Consider the following 21,323-nt stretch of genomic DNA (forward strand, 5'->3'; position numbering starts at 1 on the left):
GCCTCACTGGCCCGCCAGGGCGCGCATCATGTCCAGCCGGATCAGGCGCGCCAGATCGGCGGCGGCTCGGTCCTCGCCGTCCTGCTGGGCGGCGATGGCGGCATAGGGCTGGTCGGCGGCGGCGTAGGTGGTGGTGGTGGTCTGCGAGCCCTTGATCGGCTCGCCGCCGCTGACCGGAGACAGAATCCAGTCGGCCTTGACCGTCAGTTCATAGCGGCTGGCCGTGTCGTCGATGCGCCTGCCCAAGGGGCGCCGTTCCTGGGTCACCTCGGTCGTCAGGCGGTAGAGGGGCTGGACTGAGCCGTCACGGCCGAAGGCGTCTTCCAGCTGCTCGCGCAGCCGGTAGCCCAGGCGGTTGTCCGGTGTGGTGACGGCGATGCGCGAGAGCCCTGCGCCCACGCCCGTCTCGCCGTACAGGGGCGTGAAGCCGCAGCCGGCCAGCAGGGTCGCGCCGGCCAAGGCGATCAGGGCGAGGGCGCGGCGCATCAGCCGGCCACCAGATTGACGATACGGTCGGGCACCACGATCACCTTGCGGACGCTGAGGTTGTTGGTGGCAAGGTAGGCCTGAACCGTCGGATTGGCGAGAGCGGCGGCCTCGACCGTCGCATTGTCCGATCCACGCGGCAGGACGACCTCGCCGCGACGCTTGCCGCCGATCTGGATGGGCAGTGTGACCTCATCGTCAGCGGCCAGGGCGGCGTCGAAGACGGGCCAGGGCGCGTCCAGAACCATGCCGTCTTCACCCAGGCGTGCCCAGGCTTCCTCGGCCAGGTGAGGCGTGAAGGGGGCGATCAGGCGGGCCAGGGTGCTGAGTGCGGCCTTCTTGGCCTCAGCGCCGGCCTTTTCGTGCTGACGGATGGTCGCCAGGAAGGCGTAGAGCTTGGCCACGGCCGAGTTGAAGCGGAAGTGTTCGACGCCCTCCGACACGGCCTTGATGGCCTTGTGCGTCTCGCGGATCAGGCTGGCGTCGACATCGGCGTTGGCGGGCGCTGCGGCGTCGAAGCCGTCGAACTCCGCCCAGACACGCTGGACGAAGCGGGCGGCGCCTTCGACGCCGCCGGTCGACCACTGGATGTCGCGCTCGGGCGGGCTGTCCGACAGGATGAACAGGCGGCCGGCGTCGACCCCATAGGCGGCGATGATGTCCTGGGGCGCCACCACGTTCTTCTTCGACTTGGACATCTTCTCGATGTCGCCGATCGTCAGCGCCGCGCCGTTGGACAGGCGGGTGGCGACGCGCTGGCCGTCCACGGTCTCGATGCGCACGTCCGAGGGCTCGACCCAGCGGGGTTTGCCGCTGGCTTCATGGCCTTCGTAATAGGTCTCGTGGACCACCATGCCCTGGGTGAACAGGCCAGCGAAGGGCTCCTTCACGTCCATCAGGCCAGCGTCTGACAGGGCGCGGGTGATGAAGCGGGCGTAGAGCAGGTGCAGGACCGCGTGTTCGACGCCGCCGATGTACTGGTCGACCGGCAACCACTTGGACGCGGCGGCCTTGTTGATCGGGGTGTCCGCCTTGGGGTCGGCGAAGCGGGCGAAGTACCAACTGGAATCGACGAAGGTGTCGAGCGTGTCGGTTTCGCGACGGGCTTCGCCGCCGCAGCTGGGGCAGTTGACGTGTTTCCACGTTGGGTGGCGATCCAGCGGGTTGCCGGGCACGTCGAAGCTGACGTCCTTGGGCAGCTCGACCGGCAGTTGCTCGGCCGGCACCGCCACGGGACCGCAGGCCTCGCAGTGGATAATGGGGATGGGGCAGCCCCAGTAGCGCTGGCGGCTGACGCCCCAGTCTCGCAGGCGATAGATGGTCTTGGCCTCGCCGGTGGCCGCCGCCTCGATGCGGGCGATGGCCTCGGCCTTGGCGGCCTCGATGCCCAGACCGTTCAGGAAGTCCGAATGGAAGATTGAGCCGGGGCCGGTATAGGCCTCGTCGCCCACGGCGAAGTCATCGCCTGCGCCCTCGGGCCGGACGACCGGGATCACCGGCAGGTCGTATTTTCGGGCGAAGTCGAGGTCGCGCTGGTCGTGGGCCGGGCAGGCGAAGACGGCGCCCGTGCCGTATTCCGACAGGATGAAGTTCGCGATCCAGACCGGGATCTCGGCGCCGGTGAAGGGATGGACGACCTTCAGGCCCGTGTCCCAGCCGATCTTTTCGGCCTGCTCGATCTCGGCTTGCGAAGCGCCGCCCTTGCGGCACTCAGCGACGAAGGCGGCGATCTCTGGATTCGCCTCGGCCAGTTGCTTCGAGATCGGATGGTCGGGGGCCAGGCCGACGAAGCTGGCGCCGAACAGGGTGTCGGGACGGGTCGTATAGACCTCGACCGCATCATGGCCGGCCGGGGCCGCACCGGGCGCGAAGGTCCACTTCATCTGCAGACCTTTGGATCGGCCGATCCAGTTTTCCTGCATCAGGCGGACCTTGTCAGGCCAGCGGCCTTCCAGCGTCGCCAGACCGTCGATGAGATCATCCGCATACTGAGTAATGCGCAGGAACCACTGGTTCAGCTTGCGCTTCTCGACCAGGGCGCCCGAGCGCCAGCCACGCCCGTCGATGACCTGTTCATTGGCCAGGACGGTGTTGTCGACCGGATCCCAGTTGACCACGCCGTCCTTGCGATGGACCAGACCGCGCTTGTACAGCTCCAGGAACCAGCCTTGCTGCTTGCCGTAGTAGGCCGGGTCGCAGGTGGCGAACTCGCGGCTCCAATCCAACGACAGGCCCAGCAGCTTCAGCTGGTCGCGCATGGTCGCGATGTTGGACCAGGTCCAGTCGCCGGGATGGACGCCGCGCTCCATGGCGGCGTTCTCGGCCGGCATCCCGAAGGCGTCCCAGCCCATCGGATGCAGGACATCGAAGCCCTGGGCGCGCTTGTGACGCGCCACCACGTCGCCCATCACATAGTTGCGGGCGTGGCCCATATGGATGTTGCCCGACGGATAGGGGAACATCTCAAGCACATAGTATTTGGGTCGACCGGTGTCTTCGTTGGACACGGAAAAGGCGTCAGCGGCCGCCCAGCGGGCTTGCTGGCGGGGTTCGGCGGTCTTGGACTCGTAACGAGTGGCCACGGCGTATCCTGAGGTATCGCCTCAGGCGCGAAGCTTGAGGCGGCCCTGAGGATCTGCGTTGGGAAGCAAAAGCGGAGAGGCGGCTCTTAGCGAGCCGCGTTGGCGAGATTAAGTTGGCGCGCGCGCGTCAGGATGGCGTTTTCCAGATCGGTTTCGGTCTGGGCCGCGACCGGGGCGGCGGTCCAGGCGCCCGCGGCGTCCTTGACTTCCTTGGTCACCGAGACGTTCAGGGCGTCGGCGCGCAGGCGGCGATCCAGGATGAAGACGGTGGCCTTGAAGCGCTCGTTCGGCGCTTGCGGATTGACGTACCAGTCATAGTTGACCACGCCGCCCCACGGATCGGCGCTGGTCAGGGGCATGAAGGCCAGGGTGTCCAGCGTCGCGCGCCACAGATAGGCGTTCACGCCGATGCCCAGTTGGGCGTCGGCCTTGGGGGCCTTATCCTTGCTGCCGACGAAGGGCAGGCTGGAGCAGCCGCCCAGCAGCAGTCCCGACGCGATAAGGGCGACCGCAGCGCCGCGAACAAATGCCATTCCGAGGTCTCCGTAAAGGTTCGAGGTCGAAGCGTGGAGCCGACCCCTGAGCGCTTGCGCCCATCGATCCGCGCACGTCTGCGCCGCAGTCACGCTCTATAACACGGCGAAAAGGGGCCGTGACAAGGCGAACCGCTGTTCGCAACGCCGAAGCTGAACAAATGGCGTGGTGTCAGCGCCACAGGACTCGTCAGAGTCGCGTGAAAATGCAGCGGAAGGGCCTGTGGATGACTAGGTTGCGTTGACCGGGCGTGACGACGGTGTCTAATCGCCAAGTAGAAACAAGCGTCGGCGTTTGGATGCCGGGCTCAAGGGTTGGAAGATGCGTTTCGTCGCGATCATCGCTGCGACTGTAAGCATCCTGGCTATCGCCGGGACGGCTCATGACGCCTCGGCCCAGGCCCGCCGCGCCCCCGCCGTCTCCCTGACCGAAGCCGCCCAGGCTTCGCATTCGACGCCCGCGCCGCAACGCCGCGGCCTGCGCTGGAACGACAGCGGCCGCTGGGGCCTGAACTTCAATCTGAACCAGCCTGTCGGCCGCGAAACCGACTGGGGCGACGTCGAGGCGGGGGCCTATTACCGCCTCAGCCCCCGTCTGCGCGTCGGCGCCGCCGCCAACCTGGCTTCACCCGAGGTCGACCCGGCTCGCGCCCCTGAAAGCGCCGCCGACCGACGCGCCGCGCCGCGCGTGCGTCTGGAAACCATCTTCAAATTCTGATCGACTGATTAGGCTTTCAGGCGAGGAAGGCCGCCTGCATGGCGTCCACGCCGGCGATTCCGCACGCGCCTGATCCGATCAGGGTCTCGGCGTTGGCCGGGCTGATTCCGCCCAGAGCATAGACGGGGCAGGGGGCGAGCGCCGCCATGGTCTTGAAACCTTCGATCCCAAGGGCGGTCTTGACCGCCGAGGCGCCGCCCGCCGGGAAGACCGGCGACAGCACAAGGGCGTCCAGATCGCGCGCGCCCTTCACCGTTTCAAGCGAATGCGCCGCCCCGGTCAGCAGCCAGTCGGGTCGCCGACCCGACAGGGCGTAGGCCGCGGACAGCGCCCGTTCCGGCAGATGCACGCCGTCCGCTTCGATCCGCTCGGCCAGGTCGGCGTCCAGCCCGACCAGCAGGCGCACCCCCGCATCCCTGGTCGCCGTTCGCAGCCACAGGCCTGTTTCGAAGGCATCAGGGGCGCCGAAATGACGGAAGACCACGCCGGCGCCGGCGGGCAGGCGGGCCGCCGTCTCCCACGGTCGGGGCGTGCGCGCCGGGTCGGTGAAGAAGAGCAGCGGGGGCAGGGGGTGTTTCGGCGGGCTGACAGCCGTCGCCGCACGGGCTAGAGCCGTCGCCGTCTGCCACAGCGTGCGCGCGTCCTCGGACAGGGTCATGACCGCCTCTAATCCCGCTTCCGCCGTTCCGTCCATCCATGATCGCTTCGCCGCCGTGCGTGAGCGTATCGACCGGGCCTGTGTTGAGGCGGGTCGCGACCCGGCCTCTGTAATCCTGACCGCCGTGTCCAAGACGCAAGGCGACGCGGCGCTGGAGGCAGCCCTGGCGTCCGGTCAGCGTGTCTTCGGCGAGAACCGGGTGCAGGAGGCGCAAGGCCACTGGGCCGACCGGCGCGCCGCCTTGCCCGATCTGGAACTGCGCCTGATCGGCCCGCTACAGACCAACAAGGCGGTCGAGGCGGTCGAACTATTCGATGTCATCGAGACCCTGGACCGCGAGAAGCTGGCGGCCGCTCTGGCCGCGGCGATGCAGAAGACGGGCCGCCGCCCCCGCGTCCTGGTCCAGGTCAACACCGGCGCCGAGCCGCAGAAGGCCGGGGTCCTGCCCGCCGACGCCGACGCTCTCATCGCCGCTGCGCGCGACGTGCACGGCCTCAGCGTCGAGGGCTTGATGTGCATCCCCCCGGCGAACGAGGAGCCTGGGCCGCACTTCAAACTTCTGGCCGAAATCGCCGCTCGCAGCGGCCTGTCGGTGCTGTCGATGGGCATGAGCGGCGATTATGAAGCCGCCATTGGCTGCGGCGCGACCCATGTTCGGGTCGGTTCGGCCCTGTTCGGGGAACGAAATACGCCTCTAAAGCCCTCTTAAAGCGATGAAATAGCGGAGCACCCTTGGCGAACCCCTCAAGCCTCGCCATTCTCTAGTCATGGCGACCCCCAAGACGATCCTCATCATCGACGACGACGACGACCTGCGCGAGGCCTTGGCCGAGCAGTTGGCCCTGCACGAGGAGTTTCGTCCCGTCCAGGCCTCCACCGCCACCGACGGGGTGCGTCAGGCGCGCGAGGTTCGCGCCGACCTGATCCTGCTGGACGTCGACCTGCCCGACATGGACGGCCGCGAGGCCTGCCGACTGATCCGCAAGGCGGGGGTCTCGACCCCGGTCATCATGCTGACGGCCCAGTCGTCGGATTCCGACGCCATCCTCGGCCTCGACTCGGGGGCCAACGACTACGTCACCAAGCCCTTCCGCTTTGCGGTCCTGCTGGCCCGCATCCGCGCCCATCTGCGCAGTCACGAGCAGTCCGAGGACGCGGTCTTCCAGATCGGCCCCTACGAGTTCCGTCCCGCGTCGAAGATGATGCTGGACGACAAGGGCAAGAAGGTCCGGCTGACGGAAAAAGAGACCAACATCCTCAAGTACCTCTATCGCGCCGGGGCCAAGCCCGTGTCGCGCGAGGAGCTGCTGACCGAGGTCTGGGGCTACAACGCCGGGGTCACCACCCACACCCTGGAAACCCACATCTATCGCCTGCGCCAGAAGATCGAACCCGAGCCCGGTCAGGCGCGCCTGCTGCTGACCGACGCGGGCGGCTACCGCTTGCAGCCTTGACCGGACGATGAGCGAGCGGCGTCCGACCCCGCCCCTGGTGGCGCTTCGGGCGTTCGACGCCGCCGCCCGCCTAGGCAGCTTCCGCGAGGCCGCCGAGGAGCTGGGCGTCACCCCCGGCGCCGTCAGCCGCCACATCAAGGCGCTGGAGATGCGGCTGGGCCTGCGTCTGTTTGATCGCTTCAACCGCTCGGTGGTCCTGACCGCCGACGGCCGCCGTCTGGCGCAAGGCGTGGCCGACGCCTTCGAGCGGCTGGAAAGCGCGCTGGAGGCCGTGCGGCCCGGCCGCAGCCGGCAGCTGCGCATCTCGGCCCTGCCGTCGCTGGCGGGCAAGTGGCTGTCGCCGCGCCTGCATCGCTTCAGCGAGGACAATCCCGACCTCGACCTGATCGTCTTCGCCGAGGACCGCATCGCCGACCTGTCGAACGGCGAGGCCGACGTGGCCCTGCGTTACGGCGAGGGACCCTATCCCGGCCAGACGGCGCGTCGGTTGATGAGCGAGCGCCTGATCCCGGTCTGCGCCCCGTCGCTGGCGGCGGCGCGGTCGATGCGCACGCCGGCGGATTTGCTGGACGCCGTCCTGATCCACGAATCCTGGCATGACCTGCCCTTCGCTGACCGCATGGGCTGGAAGGCCTGGTTCGAGAGCGCGGGCGTCGTCGATCCGCGCGCTCAGAACCTGCGCGGCCCGGTCTTCAGCCACAGCCATCTGGCTCTGGAGGCCGCCCTGTCGGGCCGCGGCGTGGCGCTGACGTCCGCGCCGCTGGCTGCCGACGACCTGAAGGAAGGGCGGTTGATCCAGCCGGTCGATCACGCCCTGACCAACAACCTGGCCTACTGGGCCGTGGTCCTGCCGGAACGCGCCGACGAGCCCAAGCTGCGGCGCTTCCTCAACTGGATCGAGGCTGAGGCCCACGCCGATCCCGTCGAGTGATTGAAACTCACCCGACCTAGCCTAACCGTGGTTTGTCCATAGCGCTGCGATGGACCATGTTTGGCGCATTCGGATCTCCCCGCCGAAAGGACCCAGACATGAAACTCGTGCATCCCCGCGCCGACACCTCGTTCGAAGCCGTCGTCGTCTTCACCGGCAGCGTCACCCTGATCCTGCTGGGCGTTCTGGCCGGCGCCAAGCTGCTCGGCGCCGCCTGAGACGCATAGCGAAATCGGTTCAGATGCGATCGCATCTGAACTCAGATCTTCGCGCCAGGCTCTAAGGACAGGCGGTCGCTCCCCCGACCGCCTGTCTTCTGCTCATCTGAAGTTTCTAGACGTCTAGGTCCATCACCACGGGCGCGTGGTCGCTGGGCCGTTCCCATTCGCGCACCGTGTCGAGGATACGGGCGCTGCCCTTGACCACGGCGGGCGTCAGGCCGGGCGAGGTCCATAGGTGGTCCAGCCGCAGGCCCCGGTTCGAGACCCGGAAGTCCTTGGCGCGATAGCTCCACCAGCTGGCCAGCTTGACCGGGTCCGGGATCTGGTCGCGGACCACGTCCGCAAAGCCCCCGGCATCCTGAAGCCGGCGCAGGGTCTCGATCTCGCCCGGCGTGTGGCTGACCACCTTCAACATGAACTTGTGATTGAAGACGTCGTTGTCGCCCGGCGCGATGTTGAAGTCGCCGGCCAGGACCAGCGGCCGCTGCTGGTCGCGGGTCTTCATCTCGGCGGTCAGGCGCTCATAGAAGTCCATCTTGTGATCGAACTTCGGGTTCAGCTGGCGGTCGGGAATGTCGCCGCCGGCGGGGATGTAGAAGTTCTGCACCTCGACCCCGTTGATCAGGCCCGAGACGCAGCGGCCGTGGCCCTCGCGGCAGACGTCGAGGGCAGGGCCTTCTCCGTCGAGAATGGGCAGCTTGCTGGCTATGGCCACGCCGTGCCAGCCCTTTTGGCCGCGGATCTTCAGATAGGGCAGGCCCATCTGCTCAAAGGCTTCTCGAGGGAACTGGTCCTCGGTGCATTTGATCTCCTGCAGGCACAGGACGTCGGGTGCGTATTCGGCGACAAAGCGGGCGATCTGATCGACGCGCAGGCGGACCGAGTTGATGTTCCAGGTGACGATGCGAAGGGTCATGCTCCGGCCTTAGCATGGTCGCGACGTGAAAAAAGCGCCCGGAACGGGTCCGGGCGCTGTTCAGTTCGTCTCTCTCGCCGCCGGGAGGGGATGATTCCATGGCGGACAGAACGGCCGCCGCCGTTCTGTGCTCAGAATGTCACACGAGCGAAAAAAGTCAAATCAACAAAATGAGTCAAGGTTGTGCCGCTATTGCGACGCCTCGCTCTAATTGCGGCTGGGACGACGCGTCGGATCGCGCAACTGGAAGAGGCTGGCGGCCAGACCCGAGGCGGGCTGCAGCGAGGTCAGCTGGATGCGGGTGCGCGACCCTTGTGCGTCGGTGATGGTCCATTCCTGCAGGCGCAGCGGCGAGCCGGCGAAGGCCAGGATGACCGAGCCCTCGTTGGGCTTGGACGCGTCGCGGGCGGTGATGGCGAAAGCGCCGGACGCCATGCGGGTGACGCGATCGACGCGCACGCCCTGATCCAGGCGGACCTCGCGGGCCAGGAAGGTCGACAGCGGGGTGGCCCGCAGCGGCACCTGGCGGAAGACGTTCAGACGCGGATCATAGCGTTTGACGTTGCTGCCGTCGGCCACCACCAGCAGGCCCGCCGGCTCGGTGTATTCGAAACGCATCTTGCCGGGGCGCTGCAGCCAGAACCTGCCGGAGCGTTGCTGGCCGCCGGGGCCGGTCTCGACGAAGTTGCCCTGCGCCGCTGTCAGGCCGGTCAGATAGGCCTGGGCCTGACGGAGGGTGGCCTGGTCCTCGGCGGACAGGTTGGACTGGGCCAAGGCGGGCGCGGCGGCGATGATCGCCAAGGCGGCGGCGCTGAAGCCGAAAGCGCGGCGTGAAAGGGTCATGTCTTTTCTTCTCCCGTTCGGGACGATGTTCGGATGGTCATCAAGCCGCAGGCAGACGGCGACCCCATGACGCCAGCCTGACCATATTTCGGCGGTCCGATGAAGCGGTGTTCATTGTTTTTGGGGTCCTAACGCTCGCCGCGCGGCGGCTCGCTGCTTGAGGACGTGAGGCGTTCCAACGGGTGCAGAGGGGGCGCGGTTCCGTTTGTGACCGGCTTTCGGCACTGAAGCAGCGAGGCTCCGCGAGCCGAGCGATAGCGCCCGGCGGCGAAGCCGCCGCCTCGGCGCAGCCGAAACTACATAGGCGGCGGACCGGCCAGGATGTCGCGCTTGCCGGCGTGGTTGGCGGGGCTGACGACGCCTTCTTGCTCCATGCGCTCGATCAGGGTGGCGGCGCGGTTGTAGCCGATCTGCAGACGGCGCTGGATGTAGGAGGTCGAGGCCTTGCGGTCGCGCGTGACCACGGCCACGGCCCGGTCATAGAGATCGTCGCCCGACATGCCGTCGCCGTCGCCGCCCATGGCGTTGTCGCCGTCGCCGTCTGGCTCGTCGGTGATCAGGTCCAGGTAGTCCGGCTCGGCCTGCAGGCGCAGATGCTTGCACACCTCCTCGACCTCGTTGTCGCCGACGAAGGGGCCGTGCAGGCGGGTGATCCGGCCGCCGCCGGCCATGTAGAGCATGTCTCCCTGACCCAGCAGCTGCTCGCCGCCCTGTTCGCCCAGGATGGTGCGGCTGTCGATCTTGGAGGTGACCTGGAAGGAGATGCGGGTCGGGAAGTTGGCCTTGATGGTGCCGGTGATGACGTCCACCGACGGGCGCTGGGTGGCCATGATCAGGTGGATGCCGGCCGCGCGGGCCATCTGGGCCAGGCGCTGAACCGCGCCTTCGACGTCCTTGCCGGCGACCAGCATCAGGTCGGCCATCTCGTCCATGACCACGACCAGATAGGGCATGGGCTCGGGACGGATCTTCTCGCTTTCATAGACCGGGCGGCCCTGCTCGTCGAAGCCGGTCTGGACGGTGCGTTCGAAATGCTCGCCCTTTTCCTGGGCCTCGCGGGCGCGCTCGTTGTAGCTGGCGACGTTGCGGACGCCGAGCTTGGACATGCGGCGATAGCGGTCCTCCATCTCGCGCACGGTCCACTTCAGGGCCACGACCGCCTTCTTGGGATCGGTCACGACCGGCGCCAGCAGGTGCGGAATGCCGTCATAGACCGACAGCTCCAGCATCTTGGGGTCGATCATGATGAAGCGGCACTCGGCCGGCGTGTGGCGATACAGGATCGACAGGATCATGGCGTTGACCCCGACCGACTTGCCCGAGCCGGTGGTGCCCGCGATCAGCAGGTGGGGCATGCGCGCCAGGTCGGCCACATAGGGTTCGCCGCCGATGGTTTCGCCCAGGGCCAGGGGCAGCAGGTGGCTCTTCTTGTCGTATTCGCCGCTGGCCAGCAGGTCGCGCAGGAAGACGGTCTCACGCTTGGCGTTGGGCAGTTCGATGCCGATGGCGTTGCGACCCTGCACGACCGAGATGCGGCAGGCGCGGGCCGACATGGAGCGGGCGATGTCGTCGGCCAGGGCCACGACGCGACCGTGCTTCACGCCGGGGGCGGGCACAAGCTCATAGAGGGTGACGACGGGGCCGGGGCGGATCTGGTCGATCACGCCGCGCACGCCGAACTCTTGCAGCACGCCCTCCAGCATCTTGGCGTTCTGTTTCAGCGACTCCTCGTCCACGGCGCCGCCGCGCTGACCGGGCTTGGCCAGGATGCCGAGCGAGGGCAGGTCGAAGCCTTCGCCGGGCTCGAAGTCGAAGGTCTGCTGATCGGCGGTGTCGCGCGGCTTGGGCGCCTTGACCGCCGCCACGCGCGGCTCGACCGCTTTCGGCGCGCGGGCCGAGGGCGGCGCGATCGGCGCGGCGGGGGCGGCGTCCTCCCACGGCGGAGCATAGGCGGCAGGCTCGTCGTCGGCGTAGGGATCGGCTGCATAGGGGTTGTCGTCGGCCGCCGGGCCGGCGGCGGGCATGGCTTCCGGTTCGAAATCTGGCTCGGCTTCAGGCAGGCGGTGGCGCGGCTTGCGGGCCGGAGCGGCGGCTTCGGCCACGATCCGCGCGTCGCCCTTGAGCCCGGCCCTGGACGGCGTCTTGACCTTGGCGGGGCGGTCCGCGCGATGGGCGGCGTGCTGTTCGGCGGCCCAGCCGGCCGTGTCAGTGAAGTCGCGCAGGCGCAGGCCCACGGCGTAGCCCAGGCTCCACAGACCCAGGATCAGGAACAGGCCCCCGGCGATCCAGCGCCCGGCCGGGATGTGCAGGGCGCCGAGGCCCTGCGCCGACAGGCCGGTCACGCCGTCGCCCCACAGACCGCCGAGGCCCGCGGCCAGCGGCCATTTGGCGGGCGCGGCCAGGGCCGACAGGGCGGCGGACAGCAGCAGGACGCCGGCGATCGCGCAAAAGATCTTGAAGGCTGTGGGCTGCAGCCGGTGCTGCAGGGCTTCGCCGATGGCGACCGCCAGCCCGAAGGCGATCAGCAGCAGGACGGCGGGCCAGGCCGCCAGCCCCAGGGACTGCATCATCAGGTCGGCGAAGGTCGCGCCGGCTCCGCCCAGCCAGTTGGTCGGCCCTTGCGTCGAGGCGGCGTTGAGGCTGGGGTCGGCCGGGTTCCACGAGATCATGGCGACCAGCAGCAGGCTGGCCAGCAGGGCTTGCAGGACGCCGCGGAACCGCACGGCGAAAGGGGCCGCCCACACGATGCGGGCGGTGGACCAGGCGCGTTGGCCGAGCGCGAGGGCGACGGACATGAAGGCGAACCTCAGAAGACTAGGTCTCCCTTGTCGCGCGACAGGGTTAAGGGGCTGTTTACCAGGCGACGATCCGGCGCCCGCGACCTCTCGCCTCTGGACGCGGGCGGCCATCGGCGCGACACAGGCGGCATGGCTCAGACGGACTACGACATCATCATCGCGGGCGCGGGACTGGCGGGGGCGACCTTTGCGCTCGCGGCGGCGCAGGGCGGGTTGAAGCCGGTGCTGGTCGATCCCCAGCCCTTCGACGCCCAGCTGGCGCCGACCTTTGACGGGCGCTCCACGGCCATCGCCTATTCCACCTTCCGCATGCTGGACGCGCTCGGTCTGGGCGAGAGCCTGCGGCCGCACGCCTGCCGCATGGACCGGATTCTGGTCACGGACGGCAAGCGGCCGGGCGCCGCCAGCCGCCCGCCGTCGCCGGCCTATATCCGCTTCGACGCCGACGAGATCGGCGACCGCAACGGCGGCGAGCCCCTCGGCTATATGCTGGAGAACCGCCGCATCCGCACCGCTCTGGCCGAGGCCGTGACCGCCGCCGGGATCGAGGTGCGGGCGCCCGCCAGCGTGGACGGGGTCGAGGTCGGGCCGGGGCTGGCAAGCGTGATGTTGAAGGACGGCGGCGCCCTCCAGGCGCCTCTGGTCGTGGGCGCCGAGGGGCGCGGCTCGACCGTGCGCCGGGCGGCGGGCATCGACACCTTCGGCTGGACCTATGGTCAGAGCGGCGTCGTGGCGACGGTCAAGCTGGGCCGCGACCACGGCAATGTCGCCCACGAATACTTCCTGCCCGACGGCCCCTTCGCCATCCTGCCCCTGACCGAGCAGCGCGCCAGCCTGGTCTGGACCGAGAGCACGCGCCGGGCCGAGGCGCTCAAGGTCGCCTCGGACGAGGCCTTCCACGCCCACCTGATGCGCCGCTTCGGCGAGTTCCTCGATGGCGTGGAAGTGGTCGGCCCCCGCTTCGTCTATCCGCTGTCGCTGCAACTGGCCGAGAAGCTGACCGCGCCGCGCATCGCCATCCTCGGCGACGCCGCCCACGGGGTGCATCCGGTGGCGGGGCAGGGGCTCAACATGGGCTTGAAGGACGCCGCCGCCCTGGCCGAGGTCCTGACCGACGCCGTGCGCATCGGCGAGGACATCGGTTCGGAGCTGGTGCTGGAACGCTACGCCCGCTGGCGCCGCTTCGACAATGCGGCCCTTGCGGCGGGCTTCGACGGCTTCGTGCGGTTGTTCTCCAATGATCTGTCGCCGGTGCGGTTGGCCCGCGATCTGGGGATGGCGGCGGTCAATCGCATCGCCCCCCTGCGCCGGGCCTTCATGCACGAGGCAGGCGGCGCGACAGGGGACCTGCCGCGCCTCTTGCGAGGTGAGAGTTTGTAAGAAGGGCCTACCGCGCTTCGCGCTACTTGAGGCCATTTGGCGCTGTAGGCGATCAGTCGTGGGTGTGCAGCAGGACGTCGGCGTTGTCACGGCGATCGGCTTCTTCCACCGCGCAGCGCAGGGCGGAGGCGCGGGTCTGGAACAGGCCGAAGAAGAGGCCGTCCGAGGAGGCCAGGCGCAAGACCCGGCCCAGGCGGCGAATTTCGAACAGGACGGGGGCGGCGGTCATGCGCGCGGCTCGGCGTGGTGCAGGCGGTCGGCCTGGCGCTGCAACTGGCGGGCGATGCGCAGGGCGGCTTCGCGATCCCTGAAGGGGCGGGTGGCGCAGCCGTCGAGGGTGACGCACCAGCCGCCGTCGCGGGCGACGACGCCATAGGCGCGGCAGCGGTGGGGCGAAGCGGGCCGCGCGTCGGGATAGCCGCTCATCATCGCGGGCGGCCCTGATCGCGGGGCGTGCAGCCGAGATAGAGGGTCAGCAGGGTCTGGGTCATGCGCCAGACGCTCGGGGGAGCGGCGGGGCTCAGGGACTGGTTCAGCAAGGCGCGGCGGCTCATGGGGGTCTCCTTCATGACACGAAGAAGACGCCCAAGCGGCGTAAGGGCGCGATGCGGAAAGCGGGCCGGCGCCTAAGCGCGGCGTAAGGGCCGCCCGACCGGAGATCAGTCCAGCGGGCGGGCGTCCTCGGCCAGCATGATCGGCACGCCGTCGCGGATGGGGAAGGCCAGCTTGGCGCCGGCCGAGACCAGTTCGTTGCGCTCGCGGTCATAGGTCAGTCGGCCGCGCGTGACCGGGCAGACCAGGACCTCCAGCAGGCGGGGATCGACCGAGACGGGGGTGTTGAAGGCGTCGCTCATTATTGTGCCCTATCGCTCGCCGCGCGGCGGCTCGCTGCTTGAGGGCGCCGGTCGCCCACTAGTTCGCCAGAGGCGGTTGCGGTTCATAGCGCCAGGTCGAGGCAGCGCCAACTCACTGCATCGCCGGGCCGTCGTCGTCGTCGCTGGCGGCGGCTTCGATGCGAAGTAGGGCGGTCAGGGCCTGGGCGCGGGCGTCGAGGGTGTCGGCTTCCAGCAGGGCCTGTTTCTCGGGCGGCTCGAAGGGCAGGGCCATGGCCAGGCTGTTGATCAGGGCCTCCTGCGGCGCGGCTTCGGCGGTGTCCCAGTCCACGTTCAGGCCGCGGTGCTCCAGATAGGGGCGCAGGGCGTCGAGGAAGCCGTGGCGGTCGAACTCGGTGCTCGGATCAGGCGCGCGTAGGTCGGCCTCGAAGGGGGCGAAGTCGGCGCGGACCTGACGATAGGGGGTCTTGACCTGCAGTTCGCCAGCCACGTTGAAGCGGCAGATCCCGGTCAGGGTGATCAGATAGCGCCCGTCCGAGGTCTCGTTGAAGCTGGTGATGCGCCCGGCGCAGCCGACGCGGGCCAGAGGCGGCTGGGGCTCCAGCGCGCTGGTCAGGGGCTGGATCAGGCCGATGATCCGGTCCCCGGCCATGGCGTCGTCGACCATGTTCAGATAGCGCGGCTCGAACACGTTCAGCGGCAGCTGGCCGCGCGACAGCAGGATCGACCCCGGCAGGGGGAAGACCGGGATCACCTGGGGCAGCTCGATCGCCTTGATATAGCCCTGGGCCATCGCCGGTCTCCGATCAGGCGAACAGGATGGAGGACAGGCGGCGGCGACCGTCGCGGGCGACCTCGCTGGTCGCGCCGGCGGCCTCGAACACGGTCAGAAGTTGCTTGCGCGCCGCCTGGTCGTTCCACTCGCGGTCGGCCTTGACGATGGCCAGCAACTGATCGACCGCGCCGTTCAGGTCGCCCGCCGAAGCCAGGGCCAGGGACAGGTCGTAGCGGGCCTGATGGTCGTTCGGATCGGCGGCGATCTGCGCCTCCAGATCGGCGTTGGCGCCGGTCGGGGCCGAGGCGGCCAGGGCCAGTTGGGCGCGCACGCTCTGCACCATGGGGTCGGTGGAGTCGGCCGGGGCCATGGCGATGGTCTGGCGGGCCTGCTCGGCGTCGCCCTCGGCCAGATAGACGCGGGCCATGCCGGCGATGGCCTTCTGGTTGTCCGGCTCCATGGTCAGGACATGGGCGAAGGCCTGGGCCGCGCCGCCGAGGTCGTTCAGCGACAGGGATTCCTCGCCCAGCGACAGCAGTTGCTCGACGTCGGTGTTGACCCCGGCGCCGCCGGTCAGCTTTTCGATGAAGGCCTTGATCTGGCTGTCGGGAATGGCGCCCTGGAAGCCGTCGACCGGCTGGCCGTTGACGAAGGCGTAGACGGTCGGGATCGACTGGACCCGCAACTGCCCCGCATAGGCCGGGTTGGCGTCGACATCGATCTTGACCATCTTCACCGCGCCGGCGGCGCCGCGTACGGCCTTTTCCAAGGCCGGGCCGAGAGTGCGGCACGGGCCGCACCAGGTGGCCCAGAAGTCGACGATGACCGGCTGATGTTTCGAGGCCTCGACCACGTCGGTCATGAAGCTGGCGTCGGTGCCGTCCTTGATCAGGTCGTCGGAAAGCTTGGGGTCGGCGAAGGTCATGATCGGGTCCGCATCAGGATCGAAGAATCGTAACGGATCAGATGGCGTCGGGATGCCTCCTCATCAAGCGCCAAGTGAGGGGCCTGAGGCGTCTGGCCGCAAGGGGCGCCGGTCCGGCGTCGAAAAACAGAGTCCAATTCGTCTGAATCGTCTGAAATCGACCGCCGCGCGGCCGGGCTTGAAGGTCGCCATAGCAGGCGGCTGCGACAGATCGGGTCGTGGCGCGCGGTCAGAGCCGGTCCATGCGCAGCCAGCGGCGGTCGCCCTGCCAGGCGGAGCGCAGAGACGCTTCGGCGGTGCGCGCCTCGTCGGCGTTCCCTTGCGCCGCCTCGCTGCGGGCCAGGCCGTAGAGGGCCCAGCCGTTGTTGGGCGTCTGGGCCAGGGCGTAGCGGAAGGCGACGGCGGCCTCGGCGGGACGCCCGGCCTGATAGAGGGCCGCGCCCAGCGACTGGTTGACCGGATAATACCAGTAGGGCGGCTCCTGATAGGGCAGGGTCGCCTCGATCGCGGCGGCGCGGCGATAGTGGTCGACGGCCTCGATGTGGCGCCCGCGCGCCGTCGCCAGCCGTCCGCGCGCCACGGCCTCGGCCAGGCTCAGCAGGTCGGGGGCGGGGACGCCCTGGGCGACCATGTCGGCGAAGGCGTCCGACGTCTTCAGCGCGGTCAGGGCCGCCAGCTCGCGCTCGAACCCTCTCTGGTCGCGCAGTCGGGCGTAGGCGACGGCGCGGGCGTAGTGGCGCATGGCGACGGCGTAGGGCAGGCGGGCGTCGGGGGCGGGGGCCGACAGTATGGCGCGTGGCTCGGCGAACTGGGCCAGGGCCTGATAGGGGGCGGCGTCGATGACCTGGATCCAGGCGATCTTCGCCGAGGTCGCCGGATCCAGCACGGTCCTCAGCCGCTGCGCCTCGGTCAGGGCCGTGTCCATGTCGCCGGCCATCTGGGCCGAGGCGACGATGAAATGGATGTTGTGCGGATAATAGCCGTAGCGCACCAGACTTTCGTCGCCCGCATCGCGGATGAAGGCCTCGTCGGCCCGCGCCGCCGCCACGTTGAGGCGGATGGAGTCGGCGTAGCGCCCGCGCCGCATGTAGATGTGGCCCGGCATGTGGACGAGATGGCCGGCGCTGGGCATGGAGGCGGCGGCCAGACGGTCGGCCGCGGTCTCGGCCCGCTGGGGATCGGCGGCCTCCAGCAGGTGGATGTAGAGATGGGCCGCCTGCACATGGCCAGAATCGGGGCCGGGGTTGCGGGCCAGGACGCCCTCGACCAGGCGCACGGCCTCGCCGCTGCGGCCGATCGGGGTGCGCTTGTCGGCCTCCCAGTAGTTCCAGGGCGTGGTGTCCATCGCCGCCTCGGCGGCCAGGACGGCGATGTCGTCGTCCTCGGGGAAGCGGGCGGCGACGGCCAGCATGGCGTCGGCGTAGGCGGCGTCCAGGGCGGCGCGGTCGGCGGCGGGGTCGCGGGAATAGCGCAGGGCCAGGGCTTCGATCAGGGCCTGCTCGCGTGGGCTGGCGCGCTCGCGCAGGGCCATGGCCCGATCGCTGGCGTTCAGCGCGGCGGCCCGGTCGCGGTCGTCCATCGGGGCGTTGATGTTGGGGCCCAGGGCCATGGCCTCGCCCCACCAGCACAGGGCGCAGTCGGGATCCAAGCCTTGCGCTTCGCGGAAGGAGCGCACGGCGCCGGCGTGGTTGAAGCCGTAGGCGAACATCAGGCCCTGGCTGAAATAGGCCTGGGCGCGGGGATTGTCGGTGCTCGCCTTGAAGGTCGAGGCGGTCAGGTCGGGGTAGAGGGGAATGGGCCGGGCCTGGCTGGCCGGGGCCGCGACCGCCGAGGCGATCAGAAGCTGGCGAAACAGGCCGCCGCCCCCCGCCGCCGGACCGCAGAGCGCATTGAGCGCGCCGGGCGTCGAGGCGGGCAGGGGCGACAGGGCGCTGGAGCCGGTCAGGACCAGACCGGCGCCGCCCACGGCCAGGGCTTTCCACAACAGTCGCATGCACCGTCTCCCTGTCAGGGTCTGACGCGATGAACGCCCGCGGCGCCGTCCGGCGCAGAGATGAAGAACGGCGATATTATGGGCTGTCGCGTCGCCTGGACAGGGCGATTGAGGGAAACGCGCCTTTCACGGATCTAATTTGATTTGTAATTCAAATTATATTCCCTAGATCCACATCATGATCGACACGACACAGGACCGCGCCCGCTTCGGCATCACCTTTTCCTTGCTCGCACGCCGTTGGCGGCGGGCGATCGACAGGCATCTGGCGGCCTCGGGGCTGACCGACGCCACCTGGATTCCCCTGGTGCATCTGAAGGCGACGGGCGGGGGCATCAGCCAGAAGGACCTGGCAATCCTGGTCGGGGTCGACGGCTCCAGCCTGGTGCGCGTGCTCGACATTCTGGAGCGCGAGGGCCTGATCGCGCGGCGACGCGACGAACGCGACGGCCGCGCCCGGCTGATCGACCTGACGCCGAAGGGCGAGGACAGGGTGGCGGTGATCCGCGCCGCTCTAGACGAGGCCGAGGACGTGCTCCTGGCCGACCTGTCCGACGCCGAGGTGGGCGACCTGCTGGGGCATTTTGAAACCATGGATCGCCGCATGTCGGATCTGGAGCGGGCCGCGCGTCCCGAGGACGAAGCGTGAGCGCGGCGGCGCCGCAAGGGCTCGGCGCGCGTCGGCGGGACGCGGCGCGTCATCTGTTGCATCCGGGGCAATGGAAGGACAGTCTGACGCTGAGCCGACAGGTCTCGCTGCGGAACGCGACCCTGGCGGGCCTGCAGGCGGCGGTCGTGGCGGCGATCGCCCTGCCGCTGGTCCATCTCTCGCCCTGGCCGCATCTGATCGGCTTCGCCTCTCTGGGCGCGCTGGTCGCCCTGTTCGGTCGGTTCGCCCCGGCCGGCCGGCGCGGGCGGATTTTGCTGCAATGCGGCCTGCTGCAGAGCGCGGCGGTCCTGATCATGTCGACGGCGGCCTGGATGGGCGCGTCCGTCGGGGTGCAGTTGGGCCTTCTGGCCCTGTCCTGCGGTGTGCTGGTTTTCCTATGCACGGCCGGCCGCTTCGGTCCGCCGGGGCCCCTGATCTTCGTTTTTGCGGCGGGCGCCTCGATCGCGCCGAGCCTGTCGCTGGAGCAGGTGATCGAGCGGACCGCCGCGACGGCGATCGTCTCCGCCCTGGCCTGGGGTCTCTGCGCGGCGACCGAGGCGATTCGCCAGAGATCCACGGACGCACGCCCCTTTCCACAAGAGGCCTTGCGTCCGCTCGGCCATCGCCTGATCGCGGCGGTTCGCATTAGCGCGGGCGCCGGAGCGGCCATCCTGGTCAGTCTGGCGCTCGACGGCCGCCATCCGGCCTGGGCCGCCATGGGGGCCCTGGCGGTCATGCAGGGGCCGCATCTGCACATGGTCATGAACCGTGCGCTGCAGCGTATGGCCGGCACCGTGGTCGGGGCCCTGCTGGCCTGGCTGCTGTTGGCGCAGCACCCCTCGATCGGGGTGGTGATCCTGGCGGTGGCGGGGCTACAACTGCTGACAGAGATGGTGATCGGCACGAACTACGGCTTCGGCCAGGTGCTGGTGACGCCGATGGCCCTGCTGATGACCTCGCTCGGCGCCGCCGGGCGCCTGGGGCCGGAGATGGCGCCGGAGCGGATCGTCGAGACCTTTGTGGGCGTGGCGGTCGGCGTGGCCCTGTCGGTGATCCTGTCGAGCCTGGACGACCGCCGCCATCTGGCCGAACGGCGCCGAGGTTCCGCAGGCGGGCTCGCCTAGTCCAGGGCGTCGAAGTCCACCACCAGGGGCTCACGGTCCAGCTGGCTCAGGAGGCGGCGGAAGTCGGCCTGATCGAGGGCGGTGGTGGCGGTGTTGGTCAGGGGGTGGAAGTTGACGATGTCGGCGTCCCACAGGCGCTGATCCAGCACGAAGGTCACGCGACGATCCACGTCGTTGATCAGGCCGAGCGCCGTGACCGAGCCGGGGCGGACGCCGAGGGTCTCCCACATCAGGGTCTCATTGCCAAAGGAGAGGCGGTCCGAGCCGAGCGTCCTGTGGGCGCGCTTCAGGTCGATGACCGTGTCCTGGGCCGCCGAGATCAGCCACAAGCGGCCCTTCTTGTCCTTGAGGAAGAGGTTCTTGGTGTGGAGGCCGGGCAGGTCGGCCTTGAGGTCGAGGCCTTCCTCGACGCGGAAGACGGCGGGGTGATCGTGAGTGGTCTGTTTGACGCCGTTTTCAGCCATCCAGACGAGGAGGCGGTCGCGGTCGAACGCGGGAACAGCGTCTTGGACGGGCAGTTCGGAAGCGGTGTCGGTCATCTCGGCCTTGTCGGGCGGGCGGCGGGGGCGATAGGGGAGGAGAACACTATCGTTAGCCTCTGTTCGACCTGTTTGGGAGCCGCGACTTGGAACTGGAATGCTATCCGATGACCGCCCGTCCGTGCGACCTGGTGCCGGGCCGCCAGTCGCGCAACTGGATGGACGCCTTCGCCAGCCGGCACCCCTACCGCTGCCTGCCGCTGACCATGGCCAACACCACGGGGTGGGAGATCCTGGTCCCGTTCGGCTTTACGGCTGAATGGAACGGCGGCCCGGCCCAGTCCGACATCAAGATCACGCCGGATCGGCATCAGCCAGAGCTGGACCACTTCGTCACCTCGCACTTCTCGCGCGGAGTGCTGACCATGCACCCGCAGTACCTGTTCCGCACGCCGCCGGGCTGGGGCATGCTGGCGCAGGGCTCGCCCAACCACGTCAAGGACGGCATCCAGCCGCTGACCGGCCTGATCGAGACCGACTGGCTGCCCTTCCCCTTCACGATGAACTGGATCTTCACGCGACCGGGCAAGGTCCGGTTCGAGAAGGGTGAGCCCTTCTGCTTCATCCTGCCGGTCGAGCACCGCAAGGTGGAGGCCTTCGAGCCGGTGATCCGTTCGCTGGAGTCCAACCCCGGCATGAGAGGGCAGTTCGACGCCTGGAACCGGGCGCGCACCGACTTCAACACCCGCCTGGCCTCGGGCGATCCCGACGCCGCCAAGGAGGCCTGGCAGCGCTTCTACTTCAAGGGCGAGGTGCCCGAAGCCCTGGGCTCGGCGCCGGCGACCCACTCGAACAAGCGGCGTCTGAAGACTCCCAGAGTCGGCTGAAGCCGACCCTGGGGTCTTTTTAGGGGGCCTATCGCGCTTCGGGCTGCTTGAGGTCGTTTGAAGCGACCTATCGCGCTTGGCGCTGCTTGAGGCCGTGACCACAGACAGAAACGCCCGCCTCATCGCTGAGGCGGGCGT

The 21,323-nt window shown here is 69.0% G+C and carries 23 protein-coding genes; 8 read left to right on the forward strand and 15 right to left on the reverse strand.

Features of this window, described 5'->3' with window-relative positions:
* Positions 1-3: 3 nt before the first annotated feature.
* From lptE to ACIQTU_RS00970, 3 genes are all read right to left on the reverse strand, one after another.
* Entirely contained in the window at positions 4-486 is a 483-nt protein-coding gene (lptE, locus tag ACIQTU_RS00960) for an LPS assembly lipoprotein LptE (protein WP_400540983.1), read from the reverse strand.
* The gene (gene leuS / locus ACIQTU_RS00965) at positions 486-3,068 is read right to left on the reverse strand and encodes a leucine--tRNA ligase (protein ID WP_400540986.1); all 2,583 of its coding nucleotides are present in this window, start codon (positions 3,066-3,068) and stop codon (positions 486-488) included. Before leuS ends, lptE begins: the two co-directional genes overlap by 1 nt.
* 86 nt (positions 3,069-3,154) lie before the next feature.
* Positions 3,155-3,601, reverse strand: coding sequence for a DUF3576 domain-containing protein (locus ACIQTU_RS00970; protein WP_400540989.1), 447 nt, complete (start codon positions 3,599-3,601; stop codon positions 3,155-3,157).
* Between the two features lie 322 nt (positions 3,602-3,923).
* On the opposite strand from ACIQTU_RS00970, the gene ACIQTU_RS00975 reads away from it, so the two are divergent.
* Positions 3,924-4,319, forward strand: coding sequence for an NtrZ family periplasmic regulatory protein (locus ACIQTU_RS00975; RefSeq protein ID WP_400540992.1), 396 nt, complete (start codon positions 3,924-3,926; stop codon positions 4,317-4,319).
* Positions 4,320-4,335: 16 nt separating this feature from the next.
* Here the strand turns inward: ACIQTU_RS00975 and ACIQTU_RS00980 are convergent, their stop codons facing one another.
* Positions 4,336-4,977: a thiamine phosphate synthase gene (locus ACIQTU_RS00980; RefSeq protein WP_400540995.1), complete on the reverse strand. Its 642-nt coding sequence runs from the start codon at positions 4,975-4,977 to the stop codon at positions 4,336-4,338.
* Between ACIQTU_RS00980 and ACIQTU_RS00985 the strand changes: the two genes are divergently transcribed.
* Genes ACIQTU_RS00985 through gcvA form a run of 3 tightly spaced genes read left to right on the forward strand, consistent with a single transcriptional unit; the run spans position 4,976 to position 7,362 of the window.
* Positions 4,976-5,686: a YggS family pyridoxal phosphate-dependent enzyme gene (locus ACIQTU_RS00985; RefSeq protein ID WP_400540998.1), complete on the forward strand. Its 711-nt coding sequence runs from the start codon at positions 4,976-4,978 to the stop codon at positions 5,684-5,686. The genes ACIQTU_RS00980 and ACIQTU_RS00985 overlap by 2 nt on opposite strands.
* Before the next feature lie 58 nt (positions 5,687-5,744).
* Entirely contained in the window at positions 5,745-6,431 is a 687-nt protein-coding gene (locus ACIQTU_RS00990) for a response regulator transcription factor (protein ID WP_114818220.1), read from the forward strand.
* A gap of 7 nt (positions 6,432-6,438) precedes the next feature.
* The gene (gene gcvA, locus ACIQTU_RS00995) at positions 6,439-7,362 is read left to right on the forward strand and encodes a transcriptional regulator GcvA (protein WP_400541002.1); all 924 of its coding nucleotides are present in this window, start codon (positions 6,439-6,441) and stop codon (positions 7,360-7,362) included.
* 333 nt (positions 7,363-7,695) lie between these two features.
* On the opposite strand, the gene xth is transcribed toward gcvA, so the two are convergent.
* From xth to ACIQTU_RS01010, 3 genes are all read right to left on the reverse strand, one after another.
* On the reverse strand, positions 7,696-8,499 hold the full coding sequence (xth, locus tag ACIQTU_RS01000; protein WP_400541005.1) for an exodeoxyribonuclease III: 804 nt from the start codon (positions 8,497-8,499) through the stop codon (positions 7,696-7,698).
* A 207-nt stretch (positions 8,500-8,706) separates the two neighbouring features.
* Positions 8,707-9,342, reverse strand: a complete 636-nt coding sequence (locus ACIQTU_RS01005) for an outer membrane lipoprotein carrier protein LolA (protein WP_400541008.1) — start codon at positions 9,340-9,342, stop codon at positions 8,707-8,709.
* 296 nt (positions 9,343-9,638) lie between these two features.
* On the reverse strand, positions 9,639-12,137 hold the full coding sequence (locus ACIQTU_RS01010) for a DNA translocase FtsK 4TM domain-containing protein (protein WP_400541011.1): 2,499 nt from the start codon (positions 12,135-12,137) through the stop codon (positions 9,639-9,641).
* A gap of 132 nt (positions 12,138-12,269) precedes the next feature.
* Between ACIQTU_RS01010 and ACIQTU_RS01015 the strand changes: the two genes are divergently transcribed.
* Positions 12,270-13,520: a UbiH/UbiF/VisC/COQ6 family ubiquinone biosynthesis hydroxylase gene (locus ACIQTU_RS01015; protein ID WP_400541014.1), complete on the forward strand. Its 1,251-nt coding sequence runs from the start codon at positions 12,270-12,272 to the stop codon at positions 13,518-13,520.
* 52 nt (positions 13,521-13,572) lie between these two features.
* Here ACIQTU_RS01015 and ACIQTU_RS01020 read toward each other — a convergent pair whose 3' ends face one another.
* From ACIQTU_RS01020 to ACIQTU_RS01050, 7 genes are all read right to left on the reverse strand, one after another.
* Positions 13,573-13,749, reverse strand: a complete 177-nt coding sequence (locus tag ACIQTU_RS01020) for a hypothetical protein (protein WP_400541017.1) — start codon at positions 13,747-13,749, stop codon at positions 13,573-13,575.
* Positions 13,746-13,946 (reverse strand): hypothetical protein, encoded by a 201-nt coding sequence (locus ACIQTU_RS01025; protein ID WP_400541020.1) that lies wholly within the window; start codon positions 13,944-13,946, stop codon positions 13,746-13,748. The genes ACIQTU_RS01020 and ACIQTU_RS01025 overlap by 4 nt, the downstream gene beginning before the upstream one ends.
* On the reverse strand, positions 13,946-14,074 hold the full coding sequence (locus ACIQTU_RS01030; RefSeq protein ID WP_400541023.1) for a hypothetical protein: 129 nt from the start codon (positions 14,072-14,074) through the stop codon (positions 13,946-13,948). The genes ACIQTU_RS01025 and ACIQTU_RS01030 overlap by 1 nt, the downstream gene beginning before the upstream one ends.
* A gap of 105 nt (positions 14,075-14,179) precedes the next feature.
* Positions 14,180-14,374, reverse strand: coding sequence for a Trm112 family protein (locus tag ACIQTU_RS01035; RefSeq protein WP_003166576.1), 195 nt, complete (start codon positions 14,372-14,374; stop codon positions 14,180-14,182).
* A gap of 112 nt (positions 14,375-14,486) precedes the next feature.
* A complete protein-coding gene (locus tag ACIQTU_RS01040) occupies positions 14,487-15,146 on the reverse strand; it encodes an LON peptidase substrate-binding domain-containing protein (protein WP_400541027.1) in 660 nt (219 codons plus the stop codon).
* 13 nt (positions 15,147-15,159) lie between these two features.
* Positions 15,160-16,053, reverse strand: coding sequence for a tetratricopeptide repeat protein (locus ACIQTU_RS01045; RefSeq protein ID WP_400541030.1), 894 nt, complete (start codon positions 16,051-16,053; stop codon positions 15,160-15,162).
* A 229-nt stretch (positions 16,054-16,282) separates the two neighbouring features.
* Entirely contained in the window at positions 16,283-18,046 is a 1,764-nt protein-coding gene (locus ACIQTU_RS01050; protein WP_400541033.1) for a tetratricopeptide repeat protein, read from the reverse strand.
* Positions 18,047-18,224: 178 nt separating this feature from the next.
* Here ACIQTU_RS01050 and ACIQTU_RS01055 point away from each other — a divergent pair, with 178 nt between their 5' ends.
* Both ACIQTU_RS01055 and ACIQTU_RS01060 read left to right on the forward strand, forming a co-directional pair.
* Positions 18,225-18,695, forward strand: coding sequence for a MarR family winged helix-turn-helix transcriptional regulator (locus ACIQTU_RS01055; RefSeq protein WP_400541036.1), 471 nt, complete (start codon positions 18,225-18,227; stop codon positions 18,693-18,695).
* Positions 18,692-19,819 (forward strand): FUSC family protein, encoded by a 1,128-nt coding sequence (locus ACIQTU_RS01060; RefSeq protein ID WP_400541039.1) that lies wholly within the window; start codon positions 18,692-18,694, stop codon positions 19,817-19,819. Before ACIQTU_RS01055 ends, ACIQTU_RS01060 begins: the two co-directional genes overlap by 4 nt.
* Here ACIQTU_RS01060 and ACIQTU_RS01065 read toward each other — a convergent pair.
* Complete coding sequence (locus ACIQTU_RS01065) at positions 19,816-20,358, reverse strand: prolyl-tRNA synthetase associated domain-containing protein (RefSeq protein WP_400541042.1); 543 nt, start codon at positions 20,356-20,358, stop codon at positions 19,816-19,818. The genes ACIQTU_RS01060 and ACIQTU_RS01065 overlap by 4 nt on opposite strands.
* Before the next feature lie 86 nt (positions 20,359-20,444).
* Here ACIQTU_RS01065 and ACIQTU_RS01070 point away from each other — a divergent pair, with 86 nt between their 5' ends.
* Positions 20,445-21,185 carry a DUF6065 family protein gene (locus ACIQTU_RS01070; protein ID WP_400541045.1) on the forward strand — a complete coding sequence of 247 codons (741 nt, stop codon included), beginning with the start codon at positions 20,445-20,447 and terminating at the stop codon, positions 21,183-21,185.
* Positions 21,186-21,323 lie beyond the last annotated feature (138 nt).

The sequence above is a fragment of the Brevundimonas sp. NPDC090276 genome, from assembly GCF_044772165.1.
In the GTDB taxonomy this organism is placed as follows: domain Bacteria; phylum Pseudomonadota; class Alphaproteobacteria; order Caulobacterales; family Caulobacteraceae; genus Brevundimonas.